Source organism: Nonomuraea sp. NPDC001636 (assembly GCF_040298265.1).
GTDB lineage: Bacteria > Actinomycetota > Actinomycetes > Streptosporangiales > Streptosporangiaceae > Nonomuraea.
Map to the genome: position 1 here is coordinate 28,717 of NZ_JBEOZT010000030.1, position 16,700 is coordinate 45,416.

At 72.9% G+C, this 16,700-nt stretch carries 15 protein-coding genes; 8 read left to right on the forward strand and 7 right to left on the reverse strand.

Annotation, left to right across the window (positions count from 1 at the left end; genetic code table 11):
• Positions 1 to 3 precede the first annotated feature (3 nt).
• Entirely contained in the window at positions 4 to 1,017 is a 1,014-nt protein-coding gene (locus ABT158_RS40730) for a trypsin-like serine peptidase (protein WP_352362970.1), read from the reverse strand.
• 197 nt (positions 1,018 to 1,214) lie between these two features.
• Between ABT158_RS40730 and dxr the strand changes: the two genes are divergently transcribed.
• From dxr to ABT158_RS40750, 4 genes are all read left to right on the forward strand, one after another.
• Entirely contained in the window at positions 1,215 to 2,405 is a 1,191-nt protein-coding gene (gene dxr / locus ABT158_RS40735) for a 1-deoxy-D-xylulose-5-phosphate reductoisomerase (RefSeq protein ID WP_352362972.1), read from the forward strand.
• Between the two features lie 40 nt (positions 2,406 to 2,445).
• The gene (gene ispG / locus ABT158_RS40740) at positions 2,446 to 3,615 is read left to right on the forward strand and encodes a flavodoxin-dependent (E)-4-hydroxy-3-methylbut-2-enyl-diphosphate synthase (protein ID WP_352362974.1); all 1,170 of its coding nucleotides are present in this window, start codon (positions 2,446 to 2,448) and stop codon (positions 3,613 to 3,615) included.
• Positions 3,616 to 3,744: 129 nt separating this feature from the next.
• On the forward strand, positions 3,745 to 5,349 hold the full coding sequence (locus tag ABT158_RS40745) for an alpha/beta hydrolase (RefSeq protein ID WP_352362976.1): 1,605 nt from the start codon (positions 3,745 to 3,747) through the stop codon (positions 5,347 to 5,349).
• 36 nt (positions 5,350 to 5,385) lie between these two features.
• Positions 5,386 to 6,228, forward strand: a complete 843-nt coding sequence (locus ABT158_RS40750; RefSeq protein WP_352319456.1) for a GNAT family N-acetyltransferase — start codon at positions 5,386 to 5,388, stop codon at positions 6,226 to 6,228.
• Between the two features lie 10 nt (positions 6,229 to 6,238).
• Here the strand turns inward: ABT158_RS40750 and ABT158_RS40755 are convergent, their stop codons facing one another.
• The 3 genes from ABT158_RS40755 to ABT158_RS40765 are packed head-to-tail and all read right to left on the reverse strand — an operon-like array spanning position 6,239 to position 8,653.
• Positions 6,239 to 6,616: a DUF3037 domain-containing protein gene (locus ABT158_RS40755; protein ID WP_352362978.1), complete on the reverse strand. Its 378-nt coding sequence runs from the start codon at positions 6,614 to 6,616 to the stop codon at positions 6,239 to 6,241.
• Complete coding sequence (locus ABT158_RS40760) at positions 6,613 to 7,425, reverse strand: HipA family kinase (RefSeq protein ID WP_352362980.1); 813 nt, start codon at positions 7,423 to 7,425, stop codon at positions 6,613 to 6,615. Before ABT158_RS40760 ends, ABT158_RS40755 begins: the two co-directional genes overlap by 4 nt.
• Positions 7,426 to 7,474: 49 nt before the next feature.
• A complete protein-coding gene (locus ABT158_RS40765) occupies positions 7,475 to 8,653 on the reverse strand; it encodes an FAD-dependent oxidoreductase (RefSeq protein ID WP_352362982.1) in 1,179 nt (392 codons plus the stop codon).
• Positions 8,654 to 8,715: 62 nt separating this feature from the next.
• Between ABT158_RS40765 and ABT158_RS40770 the strand changes: the two genes are divergently transcribed.
• The gene (locus tag ABT158_RS40770) at positions 8,716 to 9,171 is read left to right on the forward strand and encodes a MarR family winged helix-turn-helix transcriptional regulator (protein WP_352362984.1); all 456 of its coding nucleotides are present in this window, start codon (positions 8,716 to 8,718) and stop codon (positions 9,169 to 9,171) included.
• Positions 9,172 to 9,259: 88 nt separating this feature from the next.
• Here ABT158_RS40770 and ABT158_RS40775 read toward each other — a convergent pair whose 3' ends face one another.
• On the reverse strand, positions 9,260 to 10,129 hold the full coding sequence (locus tag ABT158_RS40775) for a TIGR03619 family F420-dependent LLM class oxidoreductase (RefSeq protein ID WP_352362986.1): 870 nt from the start codon (positions 10,127 to 10,129) through the stop codon (positions 9,260 to 9,262).
• The gene (locus tag ABT158_RS40780) at positions 10,126 to 11,373 is read right to left on the reverse strand and encodes an LLM class flavin-dependent oxidoreductase (protein ID WP_352362988.1); all 1,248 of its coding nucleotides are present in this window, start codon (positions 11,371 to 11,373) and stop codon (positions 10,126 to 10,128) included. The genes ABT158_RS40775 and ABT158_RS40780 overlap by 4 nt, the downstream gene beginning before the upstream one ends.
• Positions 11,374 to 11,459: 86 nt before the next feature.
• Between ABT158_RS40780 and ABT158_RS40785 the strand changes: the two genes are divergently transcribed.
• The 3 genes from ABT158_RS40785 (at position 11,460) to ABT158_RS40795 (ending at position 16,040) form a co-directional block, all read left to right on the forward strand.
• Positions 11,460 to 12,281 (forward strand): TIGR03619 family F420-dependent LLM class oxidoreductase, encoded by an 822-nt coding sequence (locus ABT158_RS40785; protein WP_352362990.1) that lies wholly within the window; start codon positions 11,460 to 11,462, stop codon positions 12,279 to 12,281.
• A gap of 9 nt (positions 12,282 to 12,290) precedes the next feature.
• Positions 12,291 to 13,874 (forward strand): protein kinase domain-containing protein, encoded by a 1,584-nt coding sequence (locus tag ABT158_RS40790; RefSeq protein WP_352362992.1) that lies wholly within the window; start codon positions 12,291 to 12,293, stop codon positions 13,872 to 13,874.
• A 108-nt stretch (positions 13,875 to 13,982) separates the two neighbouring features.
• Entirely contained in the window at positions 13,983 to 16,040 is a 2,058-nt protein-coding gene (locus ABT158_RS40795; RefSeq protein WP_352362994.1) for a serine/threonine-protein kinase, read from the forward strand.
• An 81-nt stretch (positions 16,041 to 16,121) separates the two neighbouring features.
• Here ABT158_RS40795 and ABT158_RS40800 read toward each other — a convergent pair whose 3' ends face one another.
• Positions 16,122 to 16,643, reverse strand: coding sequence for a TetR/AcrR family transcriptional regulator (locus ABT158_RS40800; protein ID WP_352362996.1), 522 nt, complete (start codon positions 16,641 to 16,643; stop codon positions 16,122 to 16,124).
• Between the last annotated feature and the right edge of the window lie 57 nt (positions 16,644 to 16,700).

Below are 16,700 nucleotides of genomic sequence, written 5' to 3' on the forward strand. Positions count from 1 at the left end.
TGATCAGAGTGCGCCGGCGGTCTGCGCTGCTTGGTAAACGGCCTGCGCTTCGTTTCCGAAATACGGGCCGAACATCCAGTTGGGGGCGAAGTTGTATTTGAAGCTGTTGACCGAGTTCTGCGTGCCGAGACCGGTCGACTCGTCGAAATTCAGCATCCACGGGCCGCCGCTCGCGCCGCCGGTCATGTCGCAGGTCAGGCCGAGGTCGTCGGAGAGCAGGAAGTCGTCGAACGTGCGTCCGCTGCAGTAGATGAGCTTCGAGCCGTCGTAGGGGGCGGCGGCCGGGTAGCCGAAGGAGTACATCTGCCGGCCGCGCGGCTGGTTGAAGGCCACGCCCTGGCCGCCGACGACGTCCACCAGGCTCTTGCCGTCCACCTGGGCCACCACGGCGGCGGCCACGTCGAAGTTGACGTCCTCGCCGGCGTTCCACTGGGGGGTGGTCAGCAGCTTGGCGGCCGGCCAGGTGCCGAAGGGGCGCTGGCCGGCGGCGTAGCCGGGCACGAACACCCAGTTGGTGTGGAAGGCGCCGCCGAGCTTGACGCAGTGGCCGGCGGTCAGCACCACGCTCTTGTTCGCGCTGGTCACCGCCGAGCCCGAGCACGAGGCGCTGCGTCCCTGGTAGGTGAAGAAGACCCGGCCGGTGGTCTTCACGACGGCGCCGCCGCCGCTCCAGGGGGCGCCGGAGCTGTTGGCCGAGCGGAGCTGCCGCCCGTCGCCCTGGCCGCCGGTGGGCGGCGCCTGCCAGGGGGTGCCGCCGCCGGGCTCGCCGGGCTCGGCCGCCGCGCTGTGGGCCGCCTTCCCGCCGGTCTTGGGCGCGGGCAGGTCGAGCGGCTGCGCGCTCTTCATGCGGGCCTCGGTCCAGTACCGCGTGACCTGCCGTTGCTCGGACGTCGAGTCCGCGGCGGCGTGCTGGGCGGGACGGGGTGCCGCGCCGGCCTGGGCCGCGGTGCCGGGGAGCAGGGCGATGCTCCCGGTGGCAAGGGTGAGGATGGAGAGCAGGGCGAATCTGCGGCGCATTACGTACCTCCCGAAACCGGAGCTGGGGCTTGGAAGGTAGCCGCACAATAATCAGGATTTCTCAAGATATGCGCATCCCGATATAGCGATATTTGGACATAAATGGCCTGGGTTATCGCGCGTCACTCAGGAGCCGGGATCGCGCCGGTCGGCCCCTCACGTGCCCGTCCGCGTCCGGCAGCGGGGACAATGGACACGTGCATGCAGAGACCCTCCGCTCCGTCGTCGTGCTCGGCTCCACCGGCTCGATCGGCACCCAGGCCCTCGACGTCATCGCCGCCGACCCCACCGGGTTCGAGGTCACCGGGCTCGCGGCCGGGGGCGGCAGGGTCGAGGAGCTGGCCGCGCAGGCGGCCCGGTTCGGCGTGGAGGTCGTGGCGGTGGCCGACGCCGCCGCCGTCCCGGCGCTGAAGGAAGCGCTGGCCGCGCGCGGGGCGTCCCCCGTCGTGCTGGGCGGCCACGAGGGCGTCGCCGAGGTCGCGGGCTGGCGGTGCGACACCGTGCTCAACGGCATCACCGGCGCGCTGGGCCTGACGTCCACGCTGGTTGCGCTGGAGGCCGGCCGCACGCTCGCGCTGGCCAACAAGGAGTCCCTGATCATCGGCGGGCCGCTGGTCAAGCGGCTGGCCGCGCCGGGGCAGATCCTCCCGGTCGACTCCGAGCACTCGGCGGTGCAGCAGTGCCTGTGGGCCTCCGGGCCGGGCGGCCACGACCCCGCCGCCGTCAAGCAGCTCGTCATCACCGCCAGCGGCGGCCCGTTCAGGGGCATGAAGCGCGAGGAGATGGCCGACGTCACCCCCGAGATGGCGCTGGCCCACCCCACCTGGTCCATGGGCCCGGTCATCACCATCAACTCCGCCACCCTGGTCAACAAGGGGCTGGAGGTCATCGAGGCCCACCTGCTGTTCGACATCGGCTTCGACCGCATCGAGGTCGTCGTCCACCCGCAGTCGGTGATCCACTCCATGGTCGAGTACGTCGACGGCTCCACCATCGCCCAGGCCAGCCCGCCCGACATGCGCCTGCCGATCGCGCTCGCGCTGGCCCACCCGGCCCGCGTGCCCGGCGCTGCCCGGCCCGTCGACTGGACCAGGGCCCACACCTGGACCTTCGAGCCGCTCGACGACGCGGCCTTCCCGGCCGTCGCGCTGGCCCGGCACGTCGGCGCCGAGGGCGGCACCGCGCCCGCCGTCTACAACGCCGCCAACGAGGTCTGCGTCGAGGCGTTCACCAGGGGCGGGCTGCGTTTCCCCGCGATCGTCGACACGGTCGCCAAGGTCGTCGAGGAACACCGCGTCACCCCGGCCTCCAGCGTGGAGGAGGTGCTGGCCGCCGACGCCTGGGCCCGGGCGCGTGCGGCCGAACTCACAGCCGGGCAGTCCTTCTAGCTACCTAGACTGGGTAGCGTCGTCACACCTAAGGGTAGAAATGTCTTCTGTAGCACTTGGCATCCCGACGGTCCGCCCCAAGCCGCTCGCCGAACGCCGGCACTCCCGCCAGATCATGGTCGGCAGCGTTCCCGTGGGCGGCGACGCGCCCGTCTCCGTCCAGTCGATGACGACGACGGTCACCGCCGACGTCAACGCCACGTTGCAGCAGATCGCCGAGCTGACGGCGTCCGGCTGCCAGATCGTGCGCGTGGCCGTCCCGTCGCAGGACGACGCGGACGCGCTGCCGATCATCGCGAAGAAGTCCCAGATCCCGGTCATCGCCGACATCCACTTCCAGCCGAAGTACGTGTTCGCGGCCATCGAGGCGGGCTGCGCGGCGGTCCGCGTCAACCCGGGGAACATCAAGAAGTTCGACGACAAGGTGGGCGAGATCGCCAGGGCGGCCGCCGACCACGGCGTGCCGATCAGGATCGGCGTCAACGCCGGGTCGCTCGACCCCCGCCTGCTCCAGAAGTACGGCAAGGCCACGCCCGAGGCGCTGGTCGAGTCCGCCCTGTGGGAGTGCTCGCTGTTCGAGGAGCACGGCTTCAGGGACATCAAGATCTCGGTCAAGCACAACGACCCGGTCGTCATGATCAACGCCTACCGGCTGCTCGCCGCCAAGTGCGACTACCCGCTCCACCTCGGCGTCACCGAGGCCGGCCCCGCCTTCCAGGGCACGGTCAAGTCCGCCGTGGCGTTCGGCGCGCTGCTGGCCGAGGGCATCGGCGACACCATCCGGGTCTCGCTGTCCGCGCCCCCCGTCGAGGAGGTCAAGGTCGGCGCCCAGATCCTGGAGTCGCTGGGGCTGCGCGAGCGGGGGCTGGAGATCGTCTCCTGCCCGTCGTGCGGCCGGGCCCAGGTCGACGTCTACACGCTGGCCGAGCAGGTCCAGGCGGGCCTGGAGGGGCTCAAGGTCCCGCTGCGGGTGGCCGTCATGGGCTGCGTCGTCAACGGCCCCGGCGAGGCCCGCGAGGCCGACCTCGGCGTCGCCTCCGGCAACGGCAAGGGCCAGATCTTCGTCAAGGGCGAGGTCATCAAGACCGTGCCCGAGTCGCAGATCGTCGAGACCCTGATCGAGGAGGCCCTGCGGCTGGCCGAGGAGATGGGTGTCGAGGTCGACCTCGACGACGACGACGTCTCCGGGCCCCAGGTGATCGTGGGCTGACCCCCTCCGGGGGCCGGTCACCCGGTGCAATGGCCCCATTACAAACTGGCAAGCCTTTCCCCATACCCAGCGTCATGACCCGCTCGCCCGCGGGAGCATCACAGGGCCATGACGAGGGGGAGGGGCTGGGTGAAGCGCGTATTCAGTGTTGCCGTCGGCATCGCGGTGCTGGTCGCCGGGGTTGTCAGCGCGGACGGTGTGGCGTCGGCCGGCAGGGGCGCGGCCTGGGGGGCGCAACAGGTGGTCTGGGGGCCGTGCCCGGCGAAGGAGGGCAAGACGGTCCGGGCCGACCTGGAGTGCGCCACCGTACGCGTGCCGCTCGACTACCGCGACCCCTGGGGCCAGTCGATCAAGCTGGCGATCAACCGCATCAAGGCCAAGGTGTCCAGGGACGGCAACCATCTCGGCACCCTGCTGATCAACCCGGGCGGGCCGGGTGCCTCGGGCCGTGACCTGACCGAGTTCGTCTCGAACGGGCTGCCGAACAGGCTGGGCGAGCGCTACGACGTCGTCGGGTTCGACCCGCGCGGGGTCGGCGGCAGCGAGCCGTCGCTCCACTGCGTGGACCCCGACACCTACTACCGGGCGCCGCGGCCCGACGCGGTGCCGCACACGGCCGGCGACGAGAGCAGGCTGCTGGCCAGGGCCGACGAGTACGCCACCCGCTGCGGCGACCTCTGGGCCTGGATGCTGCCGCACCTGACGACCGAGAACTCGGCCAGGGACATGGACACGATCAGGGCGGCGCTGGGCGAGGAGAAGATCAGCTACCTGGGCTACTCGTACGGCACCTACCTCGGGGCCGTCTACGCCACCCTGTTCCCGCAGCGGGTCAGGCGGCTGGTCATGGACAGCACGGTCAACCCCGAGGGCGTCTGGTACCGGTCGAACCTGGGGCAGGACGTCGCCTTCGAACGCCGCCACCGCGCCTTCCTCGCCTGGACGGCCCGGCACAACGACGTCTACCGGCTGGGCGGCACGCTGAAGCAGACCTCGTTCGCCTACTACGCGATGCGCGACCGGCTGCGCACCCGTCCGGCCGGCGGCGTGGTCGGGCCGAGCGAGCTGGACGACACCTTCACTCTCGGCGGGTACACCGACCGGGTGTGGCCGGAGTTCGCCCGCGCCTGGTCCGCCTACGTGCGCAAGGGCGACGTGCAGCCGCTGGTGGAGGCGTACAACCGGCGCGGCAAGAACGACGCCGACGACGAGAACGGCTACGCCGTCTACCTCGGCGTGCAGTGCCGCGACGCCGCGTGGCCGCGCGACTGGGCCAAGTGGCGCACCGACATGACCCGGCTGCACCGCAGGGCGCCGTTCCTGACCTGGCCGAACGCCTGGTTCAACGCGCCGTGCGCGTTCTGGCCGGTCAAGGGCGGCACGCCGGTCGCGGTGCACGGCTCGCCGAAGCTGCCGCCGGTGTTGTTCCTGCAGTCGCGCGACGACGCCGCGACGCCGTACCGGGGGGCGCTGGCCATGCATCGGCGGTTCCCGCGCAGCGGCATGGTGATCGACGAGGGCGGCAACCACGGCGTGTCCCTGGCCGGCAACCGGTGCGTGGACGGCCACCTCGCGGCGTACCTGGCCGACGGCACGCTGCCGGCCCGGACGGTGTCCTGCGCGGCCCTGCCGGACCCGGCTCCGGCCGCCCACATGGCCGCCCACATGACCGCCCACACGACCGCGCGCGGCGCGCAGGGTCACGATCGGCTCACCGACGTGCTGTCCCGGTGAGCTATTCGGGGGACGTTCGCGTAGTCTGACCATGTGATGCTGCGTACATCGGCGTCGCGCGTGCTCGACGACAGCGACCGGGACGAGGTTCTCGCCCTGCTTGACTGCGATCCGGTCGCCAACGTCTTCGTCTCCTCCCGGGTGCGGGCCGTCGGACTCAATCCGGCACGCCTCGGGGGGCAGATGTGGGGATTCGGGCCGCGCGGCGGGCTCGTGTCGCTCTGTTACGCCGGCGCGAACATGGTGCCGGTCAACGCCGGTCCCGAGGCCGTGCACGCGTTCGCCGACCGTGCCCGCAAGCAGGGGCGCAGGTGCTCGTCCATCGTGGGCCCCGTCGAGGCGGTGTCCCTGCTGTGGGAGCGGCTGGAGCCGCACTGGGGCAGGGCGCGGGCCATCCGGTGGGCGCAGCCGGTGATGGCGACCTCCAGCAAGGCTCCCGTGCCCGCCGATCCGCTGGTGCGCCGGGTGCGGCCGGAGGAGTTCGACATCGTGCTGCCGGCGTGCGTGGCGATGTTCACCGAGGAGGTGGGCGTCTCGCCCAACCTCGGCGACGGCGGCGCGCTCTACCGCACCCGGGTCGCCGAGCTGATCCGCATCGGCCGCTCCTACGCGCGCATCGACGACGGCCGGGTGGTGTTCAAGGCGGAGGTGGGCGCGGTCACGCCGCACGCCTGCCAGATCCAGGGCGTGTGGGTGGCCCCCGACCAGCGCGGCAAGGGCCACGCGGTGGCGGGCATGGCGGCGGTCGTGGAGGCGGCGATGAGCTGCTTCGCCCCCGTCGTGTCGCTCTACGTCAACGACTTCAACCACTCGGCGCGGGCCGTCTACCGCAAGGTGGGGTTCCGCGAGGTGGACACCTTCATGTCGGTGTTGTTCTGAGGGTGTGCGGCTAGAGGCGGACCAGCTTGTCGAACAGGCGGGCCAGCTCGGTGGCGGGGTCGGCGGTGAGGCCGGCGTGCACCGGCCCGGTCTGGACGATCGTGCTGCGCGGCGCGGTCAGCCAGCGGAACCGGCCGCCCAGCGGCTCGCCCGCGAGGGGGCCAGGCCGGTCGCCGCAGGCCCGCTCGTAGGCGCTGAGCGCGTGGCGCACGCCGTCGAGGTCGGCGCCGGGGTCGAGGGCGCGCAGGCGGGCCGGGTCGAGGTGCACGCGCGCGCACAGGTAGTCGCGCGGCTGGCAGTAGAGCAGCACGCCGGCGTTGATCAGCTCACCGCGCTCGACCTTCGGCATGACGCGGATCACCGCGTACTCGTAGACGTCTCTGGTCACCGGCTGCCTCCCCGCCAGAACTCGCCGACCGAACCGGGCCCGGCCGCCCTGCGTTCCTTGTCGGGGCCGCGCAGCAGCCACTCGCGCGGCCCGTGCGCCCGGCTCAGCAGATGGTCGGTGTAGGCCTCGCGCACGGCCTGGGCGGAGTCGAAGCCCGGCTCGCCGTCGAGCCATTCGTCGGGCACCAGGGCCGTCACCTCGCCGAGCAGCTCGCGGGTGATCCGGCCGGCCAGGTCGTCGCCGGCGGCGAGCACGTCGGGCGCGAAGGGCGCGAGCACGTGGTCGCCGGTGTCGAAGGGGCGCTGCGGGTCGGCCGTGCGCCAGTTGTGGTGGAACCACAGGGCCGCGCCGTGGTCGATGAGCCAGATGTCGCGGTGCCAGACCAGGAGGTTGGGGTTGCGCCAGCTCCGGTCGATGTTGTGGATCAGCCCGTCGAACCAGACGACCCTGGAGGCGAACACCGGGTCGGGGATCCAGCCCAGCGGGTCGAACCCGAGCGCGCCGGGCAGGAAGTCGACCGCCAGGTTGAGGCCGGTGCTGGCCTTGAGGAGGTCCTGGACCTCCTCGTCGGGCTCGCGGACGCCGAGCTGCGGGTCGAGGTCGATGAGCTTGAGCTCGGGAGTGCGCAGCCCCAGCCGGCGGCCCAGCTCGGCGGCGATGATCTCCGCGACGAGCACCCGCCGGCCCTGCCCCGCCTCGCGGAACTTCACCACGTACGTGCCGAGGTCGTCGGCCTCGACGACGCCCGGCAGCGACCCGCCCTCCCGCAGCGGGGTCACATATCGGGTGGCTGCGATCTTTTCCAGCACGGGACGAGGCTATCGTCCCCCTGGCCCCCTTCCGTAACTCCGGGCCGGTTCAACGCGCCGGTGGCCGGACAGGACGGGCGAAGGGGGCGAACGGCTGCTGCAACGAGGCTTCGACGGCGGTGAACGCGTAGTCGAGCATGGCGTGCTCGTAGGCCGCCTTGGCCTCGGCGAGCGGGCGGCCCGCGGCGGCGGCCGCGGCCAGGCCCGCGCTCAGGGTGTGGGCGTCGCGCAGCGCGACGTTCGCGCCTTCGCCGCGCCCCGGGCTCATGCTGTGCACGGCGTCGCCGAGCAGGGTCACCGCGGGCTCGTCCCAGGGGCGTACGCGCCGGGCCGAGTGGGTGTGCACCAGGAACGTCGCCTCGGGGTCGGCCCGCTCGACGATCCGGCGCACGCCCTCGTGCCAGCCGGCGACCGTGGCGAGCGCGAGCCGGTGCAGGGCGGCGGGGGAGGTGTCGTCCGGCCGGGGGCCGGGGGCGGTCAGCGTCCAGGAGAAGTAGCCGGGGACGTCGGTCAGCTCCAGGTCGGGGGCGTGCCGGGCGGCGGCCTCGGCCACTGGCGCGCAGGGGCGGCAGGTGGCGACCGAGATCGCGGTGTGGTCGGGTGCGGTGACCCGGTTGAAGGTGTCGACCAGGTCGGCAGGCGTGGCGGCCAGCAGGTCGGGGGTCAGGACGGTCCTGCCGTACAGGGCCCAGTCGAGCCGGTCCACGACGGCGTCGGGGAGGAGCTGGGCGCGGACGCGGGAGCCGACGCCGTCCGCGCCGGCGAGCAGGTCGCCGTCCAGGGTCGAGCCGCTCGCGAGGTGGGCGCGGACGCGGTCGCCGGGCAGCGGTTCGTACCGGGTGAGCTCGGTGCCGAAGCGCACGTCGAGGCCGGCCAGCAGGATCTCGCGCAGGGTGAGCCGGTTGACGCCGAAGCCGTCCACGCCGGGGAGCTGGGGCGGGACGTCCTTGGAGAACTTGGGGACCAGCCGGGTGTCCATGAACGTCATGCGGGTGGCCGGGCGGATGGAGGTGGCCACGGCCAGGTCGTACAGGTTGGGGGGCAGGCACGCGCGCAGCGCCGCGGCGCCGGTCTCCTTGAGGCTGATGCGGTAACCCTGGGGGCGGTGGCCGGCCGAGGGGTCGCGCTCCAGGACGGTGGCCCGGAGACCCGCCTTGCGCAGGCCCTGGGCCAGGGATAAGCCGCCGATGCCGCCTCCCGCGACGATGATGTGGGCAGAGGTGTCCATGGATCCGACGATAGACGATAGCTGTCGCGACAGTAAATGCTTGCGCCAGCTATTCTGATCGCGTGACCGACGATCGTATGCCGCCGCCGTTCGAACTGGTGCTGGGCGGCGGGTCGCTGCTCGTGCAGGTGGGGCGGGAGCTCAACACCGAGACCGAGCGCCGCCTGGCGCCGCTCGGGCTCACCGCGCAGCAGGCGGCGCTGCTGCTGCACGCGGCGGGCGGGCGCAGCACGCCCGGCGTGCTGAAGGGCCGGCTCGGCACGGACACGGCCGGGATGACCCGGCTGCTGGACCGGCTGGAGGTCAAGGGGCTGCTGCGGCGGGTCCGGCGGCCCGAGGATCGGCGCTCGGTCGTCATCGAGCTGACGGACGAGGGGCACGCGCTGGTGCCGCGCCTGCCGCCGATCTTCGGCGGGGTCAGCCGCCAGGTCTTCTCGGGCTTCTCGGGGGAGGAGATCGAGCAGGTCACGGGCATGCTGCGGCGGATCATGGCCAATCTGGCCGAAGGGGGATCGTGACCGGGACGCGCGCGTGCCGCGCTCCCGGCCAGGATCGTCGGGGTTCTGAGGCTCCGGGGCTCTGGCTTCTGTGGGCCGGGGGGCGGGCTCAGAGTTTGGCGATGACCTCCTCGGCGAAGCGCTCCATCGTGGCGATCTTGAGGTCGAGGCTGTCCTCGCCGTACCGGGCCTTCTCCTCGGGGGTGGCCAGCCACCAGGGGGCGGCCATGGTGGCGGTCACGCCCTTGGCGGCGAAGCGGCGGTAGGTCTCGGCGTCCGGCAGCACGGCCAGCGGGGCGACGATGTCGAACGGGCCCGTCCTGCCGTTCTCGTCGAGGTGCCGGCGGAGGGTGTCGAGCACCGGGTCGAGCTGCTCCTCGGTGTAGATGCGGTTGCCCAGCCAGCCGTCGCCGAAGCGGGCGGCCCGGCGCAGCGCCGCCTCGCTGTCGCCGCCCACGTAGACGGGCACGGGCCCGGCCGGCGTGGGGGAGATCGACAGCGGCGGCAGGCCGTCCAGCTCGACGGTCTCGCCGGACCACAGGGCCCGCAGCGTGGGCAGCATCCGGTCGAGGCGGCGGCCCCGGGTGTGGAAGTCCTGGCCGGTGCCGGCGAACTCCTCCTCGCACCACCCCACCCCGACCCCGAACGTCACCCGTTCCCGCGACAGCACCGCCGCCGTGGAGACCAGCTTGGCCACGGTGAACAGGTCGCGGGCCGGGGCGATGTAGACGTTCGGCGAGAAGCGCAGCGTCGTGGTCGCCGTGGCCATCGCGCCGATCGTCACCCACACGTCGGGCCAGTGCGTCTCGGCGTTCCAGCGGGGCGCGCCCGACCGCGAGTACGGGTAGCGCGAGGCGAAGTCGGCGTAGAACAGGTGGTCCGACAGCGTGAAGGTGTCGAAGCCGCAGCGCTCGGCCGCCCGCGCCAGCTCCACGAACTGGTCGGTCGGGACGAACGAGGCTCCCAGCCACATCTTCATCGGAACTCCGGCGCGACCTTGGTGGCGAACATCTCCAGGTTCCGCTTGACCGTGTCCAGCGGGAGCACGCCCTGCTGCCCCTGCATGTACAGGCCGAACCACTCCAGGTCCGGCATGCGGTCGAGCATGCGCTGGATGCCGCGCTTGACGTCGTCCGGCGTGCCGAACAGGGCCATCTCCACGTCGTTCATGCGCTTGGCGTCGCCCTTCTCGGGGGAGATCGGCTTGTGCTTCTCGTCCTCCTTCTTGCGCAGCACCTCCAGGTAGCCGAAGGGGCCGAAGAAGGCGGCGAAGTCCTTGGGGATGCTGCGGCCGAAGGTGTTGATCGCCTCCTCGGTGGTGTCCGCGATGCCGACGATCTTCAGGATGCCGGTGTGCTCACCCAGCTTGTAGTGGCGGCCCTGCCGGGCCGACTCCTCCTGGTAGAGCTTGGCCTTGGCGGCGTGGTCGTCGGGGTTGGGGGTGAACATCCACGGCAGGATGTCCTCCTGCGCGGCCCTGATCACCGACCGGTCGGAGATCGTGAACGGCTGCCACAACTCCGGATGCGGGTTCTGGTACGGCCGTGGGCAGACCGAGATGGCCTGGATCTTCCCGTCGTCGGAGACCTCGCCGGGCGCACCGAAGGTCTTGGTCCATTCCATCGCGGGCCAGCCCTCGATACCGTCGAAGGGGTATGGCACCTCGTAGTCCAGCACGTCGGACTTGTAGCGGAGGGTCTCCTGCGTCCAGGCCATCTTCATGATCTTCAGCACCTCGCCGAAGACGTCGAAGTTCCGCGTGTCCGAGGCCGAGCCGTCGGAGCGGGCGGCGGCGGCCTGCCAGCGCTGGCCGAGGACGTTCATCCAGCGGTTCTGGTAACCGCGGGCCACGCCGAGCCGCAGCCGGCCCTTGCTGAACTGGTCGAGCAGCGCCACGTCCTCGGCGGCCCTGATCGGGTCCCAGGCGGGCAGCACCATGCCGAGCGGGGCGAGCAGGATGCGCTCGGTCCGCGCGGCGAGGTCGGTGAGGAACATCAGCGGATTGACCGAGAACTCCATCCCCTCGGAGTGGAAGTGGTGCTCGGTCATCATCAGCGCGTCGAACCCGATCTGGTCGGCGTGGACGGCTATCTCCCGCACCTCGTGCAGCAGCCGCTGATACGACTCTGTGTCGCGTCCGATGGGACGCCGTGCCTTGGCGTTCTCCTCGGCCGCGTATCCAGAGCCTGGAATCTGCGGATTCAGGAAGATAGAGAACTTCACCGGGAACCTCTTTCCGCGGACGTCGCCTTGCAAGCTACCCTGGAAATCTTAGCCGAGCAATCGCTTGGTTGACATGAGGAGGCCGTATGAGGCTGGGTGTCACGATGTTCGCCACGGATCTGGCCATGCCGGTCCAGGACCTCGCGGCCGCGGCCGAGGAGCGCGGGTTCGACTCGCTCTACCTGCCCGAGCACACCCACATCCCGGTCAGCCGCCGCACGCCGCCCGCCGGCGGCCAGGCCGAGCTGCCCGAGGAGTACAAGCGCACCCTGGACCCGCTGGTCGCGCTCTCCTTCGCCGCCGCCGCCACCCGGCGGCTGCGCGTCGGCACCGGCATCCTGCTCGCCGCCCAGCGCGACCCGATCGTGACCGCCAAGGCCCTGGCCACGCTCGACCACCTGTCCGGCGGGCGCGTGGTGGTCGGCGTCGGGTTCGGCTGGAACGTCGAGGAGATCGAGAACCACGGCGTGCCGTACGGGCGGCGGCGCGAGGTCGCCCGGCGCAACGTGCTGGCCATGCGGGCCTTCTGGCGGGACGAGGTGGCCGACATCGAAGGGCTCGAACCGGCCTGGTCGTGGCCCAAGCCCGCGCACGACCTGCCCGTCTACCTCGGCGGGGCCGCCGGGCCGAAGCTGTTCGCCCACATCGCCGAGTACGGCGACGGCTGGATGCCCATCGGCGGCAAGGGCGTCAAGGACGCGCTGCCCGCGCTGCGCGAGGCGTGCGAGAAGGCCGGGCGGCCGATGGCCAGGGTGATCCCGTTCGGGACGCTGCCCACCAGGGAGAAGCTGGACTACTTCGCCGGGCTCGGCATCGAGGAGGCCGTGGCCACCCTGCCGAGCGGCCCGGCGGACGTCGTGCTGCGCGCCCTCGACGGCTACGCCGCGCTGCTGCAGGCGGTGTCATAATGACGCCCTATGTCCGAGCTCCGTGCTGATGATCCCCGACAGCTGGGGGAGTACCGGCTCTCGCGCAGGCTCGGGCAGGGCGGCCAGGGCGTCGTCTTCCTCGGTCACTCGGCGGACGGGGGACAGGTCGCGGTCAAGCTGCTGCACGCGAGCGTGTCCAAGGACGCCGACGTGCGGCGCAGGTTCCTCGGCGAGGTCGAGGCGGTGCGCCGGGTCGCGGCCTTCTGCACCGCCCAGCTCCTCGACGCCGACCTCGACGGCGACCGTCCCTATCTGGTCAGCGAATACGTCGAAGGGCCGTCGCTGGGCGAGCACGTGATGGCCGGTGGGCCGCGGCGCGGCGGCTCGCTCGACCGGCTGGCCATCGGCACCGCCACCGCCCTGGGGGCGATCCACCGGGCGGGGGTCGTCCACCGGGACCTGAAGCCGGGCAACGTGCTGCTCAGCCTCGACGGGCCGCGAGTGATCGACTTCGGGGTGTCCCGGCTGATGGACGCCGCCGCCACCACGACCAGGTCGCCCATCGGCACGCCGGCCTACCTGTCGCCCGAGCGCATCAGCGGGGAGCCGGCGGGGCCGCCCGCGGACATGTGGGCGTGGGGGCTGACCGTGGCGTACACGGCCGGGGGGCGGCACGCGTACATGGCGGACACCTACCAGGAGGTCCTGGCCCGGATCCTGTACGGCAAGCCGGATCTGCGCGGGTTGTCGGGGCGGCTGCGGGAGATCGTGGAGGCGTGCCTGGCCCACGACCCGCGCGACCGTCCGGACGCCGAGGAGACGTTGCGCGCGCTGCTCGGCCAGGACGGCGGAACGGGCGACGTCCTCCCCTCCGGCGCCCAGGCCGCCGCCCCGGCCCCGCCGCCCCCCTTCCCGCGTACCACCCCCGCCTTTGACGGAACCTCCACCCCGGACGGAACCCCCACCACAGCGCCCCGCCCCTCTCCGGACGGGGCGCCCGCCACGGTCCCCCGGCCCTCTCCCGGAAGGACCTCGGCCCCCGCGCCCGGGAGAGCGTCCACCGCACCTCTCGAAGGGGCGCCCGCCGACGCGCCCTCACCCCCCGGAGGGACGCCCGCCGTCGCGGCCGGGGGAGCGGCCTCCCCTCCTCCCGAAGGGACACTCGCGGTAGCGGCCGGGGGACCCTTCTTCGCTCCCTCCGGAGGGACGCCCGCCGTCGTGGGGCGGAGGTCGTGGCGGAGGTGGCAGGTGGTCGTGGCGGTGGCCGGGGTCGCGATGGGGATCGCCGGTTTCGTGTTCTGGTTGCGCGCGTCCCAAGCACCCGGCCTGGACGGCACCTGGACGGGATCGGCCGAGCACCCCACGGCCGGCCGGGTCTTCCCGGTCGAGCTGCGCCTGCGCGCCGACGGCGGATCCACCATGCGCTGGGGCGCCGACCTGCACTGTTCCGGCCGGCTCGCCCCCACCAGGAGCGCCGTCGTGTTCGCCCTCGGCCAGGTCAAGGGCCAGGCGTGCCACGCCGGGACGGTCCGCATCGTCCCCTCGGACGACCCCAACCGGTTCCAGGTCAAGGTGACCCGGTCCGACACCGGCGCCGTCATGTACTCGGGCCGGCTCTCCCGTGCCTCCTGACCGGCTGTGTCACGGTCAGGCGGCGATTGCCGTGCACACTGTTGACTGAACGCCGCCCGTTGCCTTCAGTGGAGAGCAAGAAGGGGTGGCGGCGAGGGGAGGCGCCCCGTGCCGACGGCGCAGCCGCTGAGAACGGGGGACCCGCACAGACTCGGCGAGTACGAGCTCGCCGGGCGGCTGGGTGAGGGCGGACAGGGCGCGGTGTTCCTCGGTTCGCGAAGCGGCGAGAGGTACGCGGTCAAGCTGCTGCACGGGCCCGTGGGGGACGAGCAAGGGGCGTTCCTGCGGGAGGTGGAGCTGGCCAAGCATGTGGCGAGGTTCTGCACGGCCCAGGTGATCGACGCCGGGTTCGACGAGGGCCGGCCGTACATCGTCAGCGAGTACGTCGACGGGCCCTCGCTGCACCGGGAGGTCTCGCTGACCGGGCCGCGGCACGGCGGCGCGCTGGAGCGGCTGGCGGTCGGCACCGCGACCGCGCTGGCCGCGATCCACCGGGCGGGCATCGTGCACCGGGACTTCAAGCCGCAGAACGTGCTGCTCGGGCCCGACGGGCCGCGGGTGATCGACTTCGGCCTGGCCAGGGCGCTGGACGCGGCGGCCACGGTGACGAACAGGGGCGTGGGCACGCCGGCGTACATGGCTCCCGAGCAGATCACCGCCTCGGCCGTGACCGGGGCGGCCGACGTCTTCTCCTGGGGCGCGACGATGTGCTTCGCGGCCAACGCGAGCGCGCCGTTCGGGCAGGACTCGGTGGCGCCGGTGCTGCACCGCATCCTGACCGCGCCGCCCGAGCTGGGCCGGCTGGACGGGCGGCTGCGGGTGCTGGTCGCCGCCTGCCTGGACAAGGACGTCAGGAACCGGCCCTCCAGCAGGGAACTGCTGCTCGCGCTGCTGGGCGAGCCGGACGCGCCGGACCATGGGCACGACGACGTGCCGCTGGTCCCGGGGCAACGTCCGCCCGTGCCGCTGGCCGAGCCCGAGGTCACCGGCGTGGCCGGCGCCTACCACCTGCGCCCGCGGACGGGCGCCGGCCCGGAACCGTTCACGTCCACCGGCCCGACGACCCCGCCGGGCCCGACGACGCCGGTCGAGACGCCCCCGCGAGACCCGCGGACGCCGGACGAGGCCGGCCCGCCGGCCGGCCTGCGGACGCGGGCAGGCACCGGCGCGCCGGACCGCCAGGGCCGGGGGCGCGGGGCCGGGTGGGTGCAGGCGGTCGTGGCGGTGTGCGCGGCGCTGCTGGTGACCGCGGTCGTCCTCACCGTGATCGTGCCCGCGCTCAACGGCCACCGCTCCGGCCAGGCGTCCGTGCTGCCGCCGAACCCGCCGAGCTCGGCGCGTTCGGCGCACGTCTCCTCGCGGCCGGGCGGGAAGCCGGCGGAGCGGCAGCGCGTGCCCGCCGTCGCGCCCACTGTCGCGCCCACTGTCGTGCCCACTGTCGCGCCCGCCGTCGAGCCCACCGGCGGACCGGCCGGTGAGCCGACGGCCGGGCGGCCGGTGACGGTCGTGGTCCCGCCGCTGACCGGCCTGGACCGGGCCGACGCGGTCAAGGCGCTCAAGCAGGCCGGACTCGCCGTCGGCGCGGTCACCAGGACCGACTCGCCACGGGAGATCGGCCGGGTGCTGGGCAGCCGTCCGGCGGCCGGCACGGTGGTGGGCCGGGGCGGCGCGGTCGCGCTGGAGGTGTCGGCGGGGGTGCCGGTGCCGTCCGTGGTCGGGCGGCAGCGCAAGGCGGCCGAGGCGGCGCTCACCGCCGCCGGGCTCGCGGCGGGGACGGTCACCCGGGCCTGCTCCGACCAGCCGGACGGCCAGGTCCTCGCGACGCGGCCGGAGGCCGGCGCGCGCCTGCCGGGCGGCGCGACGGTGGCGCTCACGGTGGCCCGCCGGGGCGTGGAGGTGCCGTCCGTGGTGGGGCGGTCCCGCGCCGACGGCCGGGCCGACCTGGTCGCGGCCGGCTTCACGGTACGGTCCCGCACGCAGGTCGTGGACGACGACGCCAAGGCGGACACCGTCCTGAGCCAGAGCCTGAACCCGGGCGCCTGCGCCGCGCCCGGCGACGTGGTGGTGATCACGGTCGGCGTCGTCGGCCAGTCCGGCGGCCCCGGCCCCGACGAGCCCACGCAGACCCCGACCGGCCCCGCCACCGACCCCTCCACCGGCCTGTAGCCGCCGCCGTCGCGCCCGGAAGCGGCAGGGAAGCGGCGGGGAAGCGGTGGGGAGGGAACGGCGACGCGGCGGGGGAAGCCGTCAGAAGGCCAGCGCGGACTCCAGCATGACCGCCGTGACCTGGTCCTCCGGCAGGTCCATGGTCTTGACCACGCCCCACTGCAGGGCCCCGAGCAGCGCCCAGCACCTGACCCTGGCCTCGGGGCCCGGGTTCTCGCCGGCGAGCTTGGCGAAGATCTCGTCCCTGAACGTGCCGACGACCGCGCGCTCGGAGCCGGGCGGCTGGCTGTCGTCGGCCGCCAGGTCCTCCATGAACAGGCGGATCACCGCGCGGTGCCGCACCGCGAAGACGGCCAGGGCCTCGACGAACGCCTTGCGGTCCGGGTGTTCGGTGTCGAGCAGTGTGATCATCTCGGCCGCGGCGGGCGAGAGCAGCTCGGAGGCCAGCCGGTCCTTGGGGTGGAAATGGTAGGCGACGGCGGTCTTGGTCAGCCCGACCGCGGCGGCGATGTCGGCCAGCGAGGTGCCCGCGTAGCCGCGCTCGGCGAACAGCTCGCGCGCGGCCGCCAGGATCCGGGAGCGCGTGTCGTCGGGTGTGGTCATCGTCTCATTTCCCACGGGATCCGGAATTTCCGATGCCTTCCGTTTTATCGTAGTCCT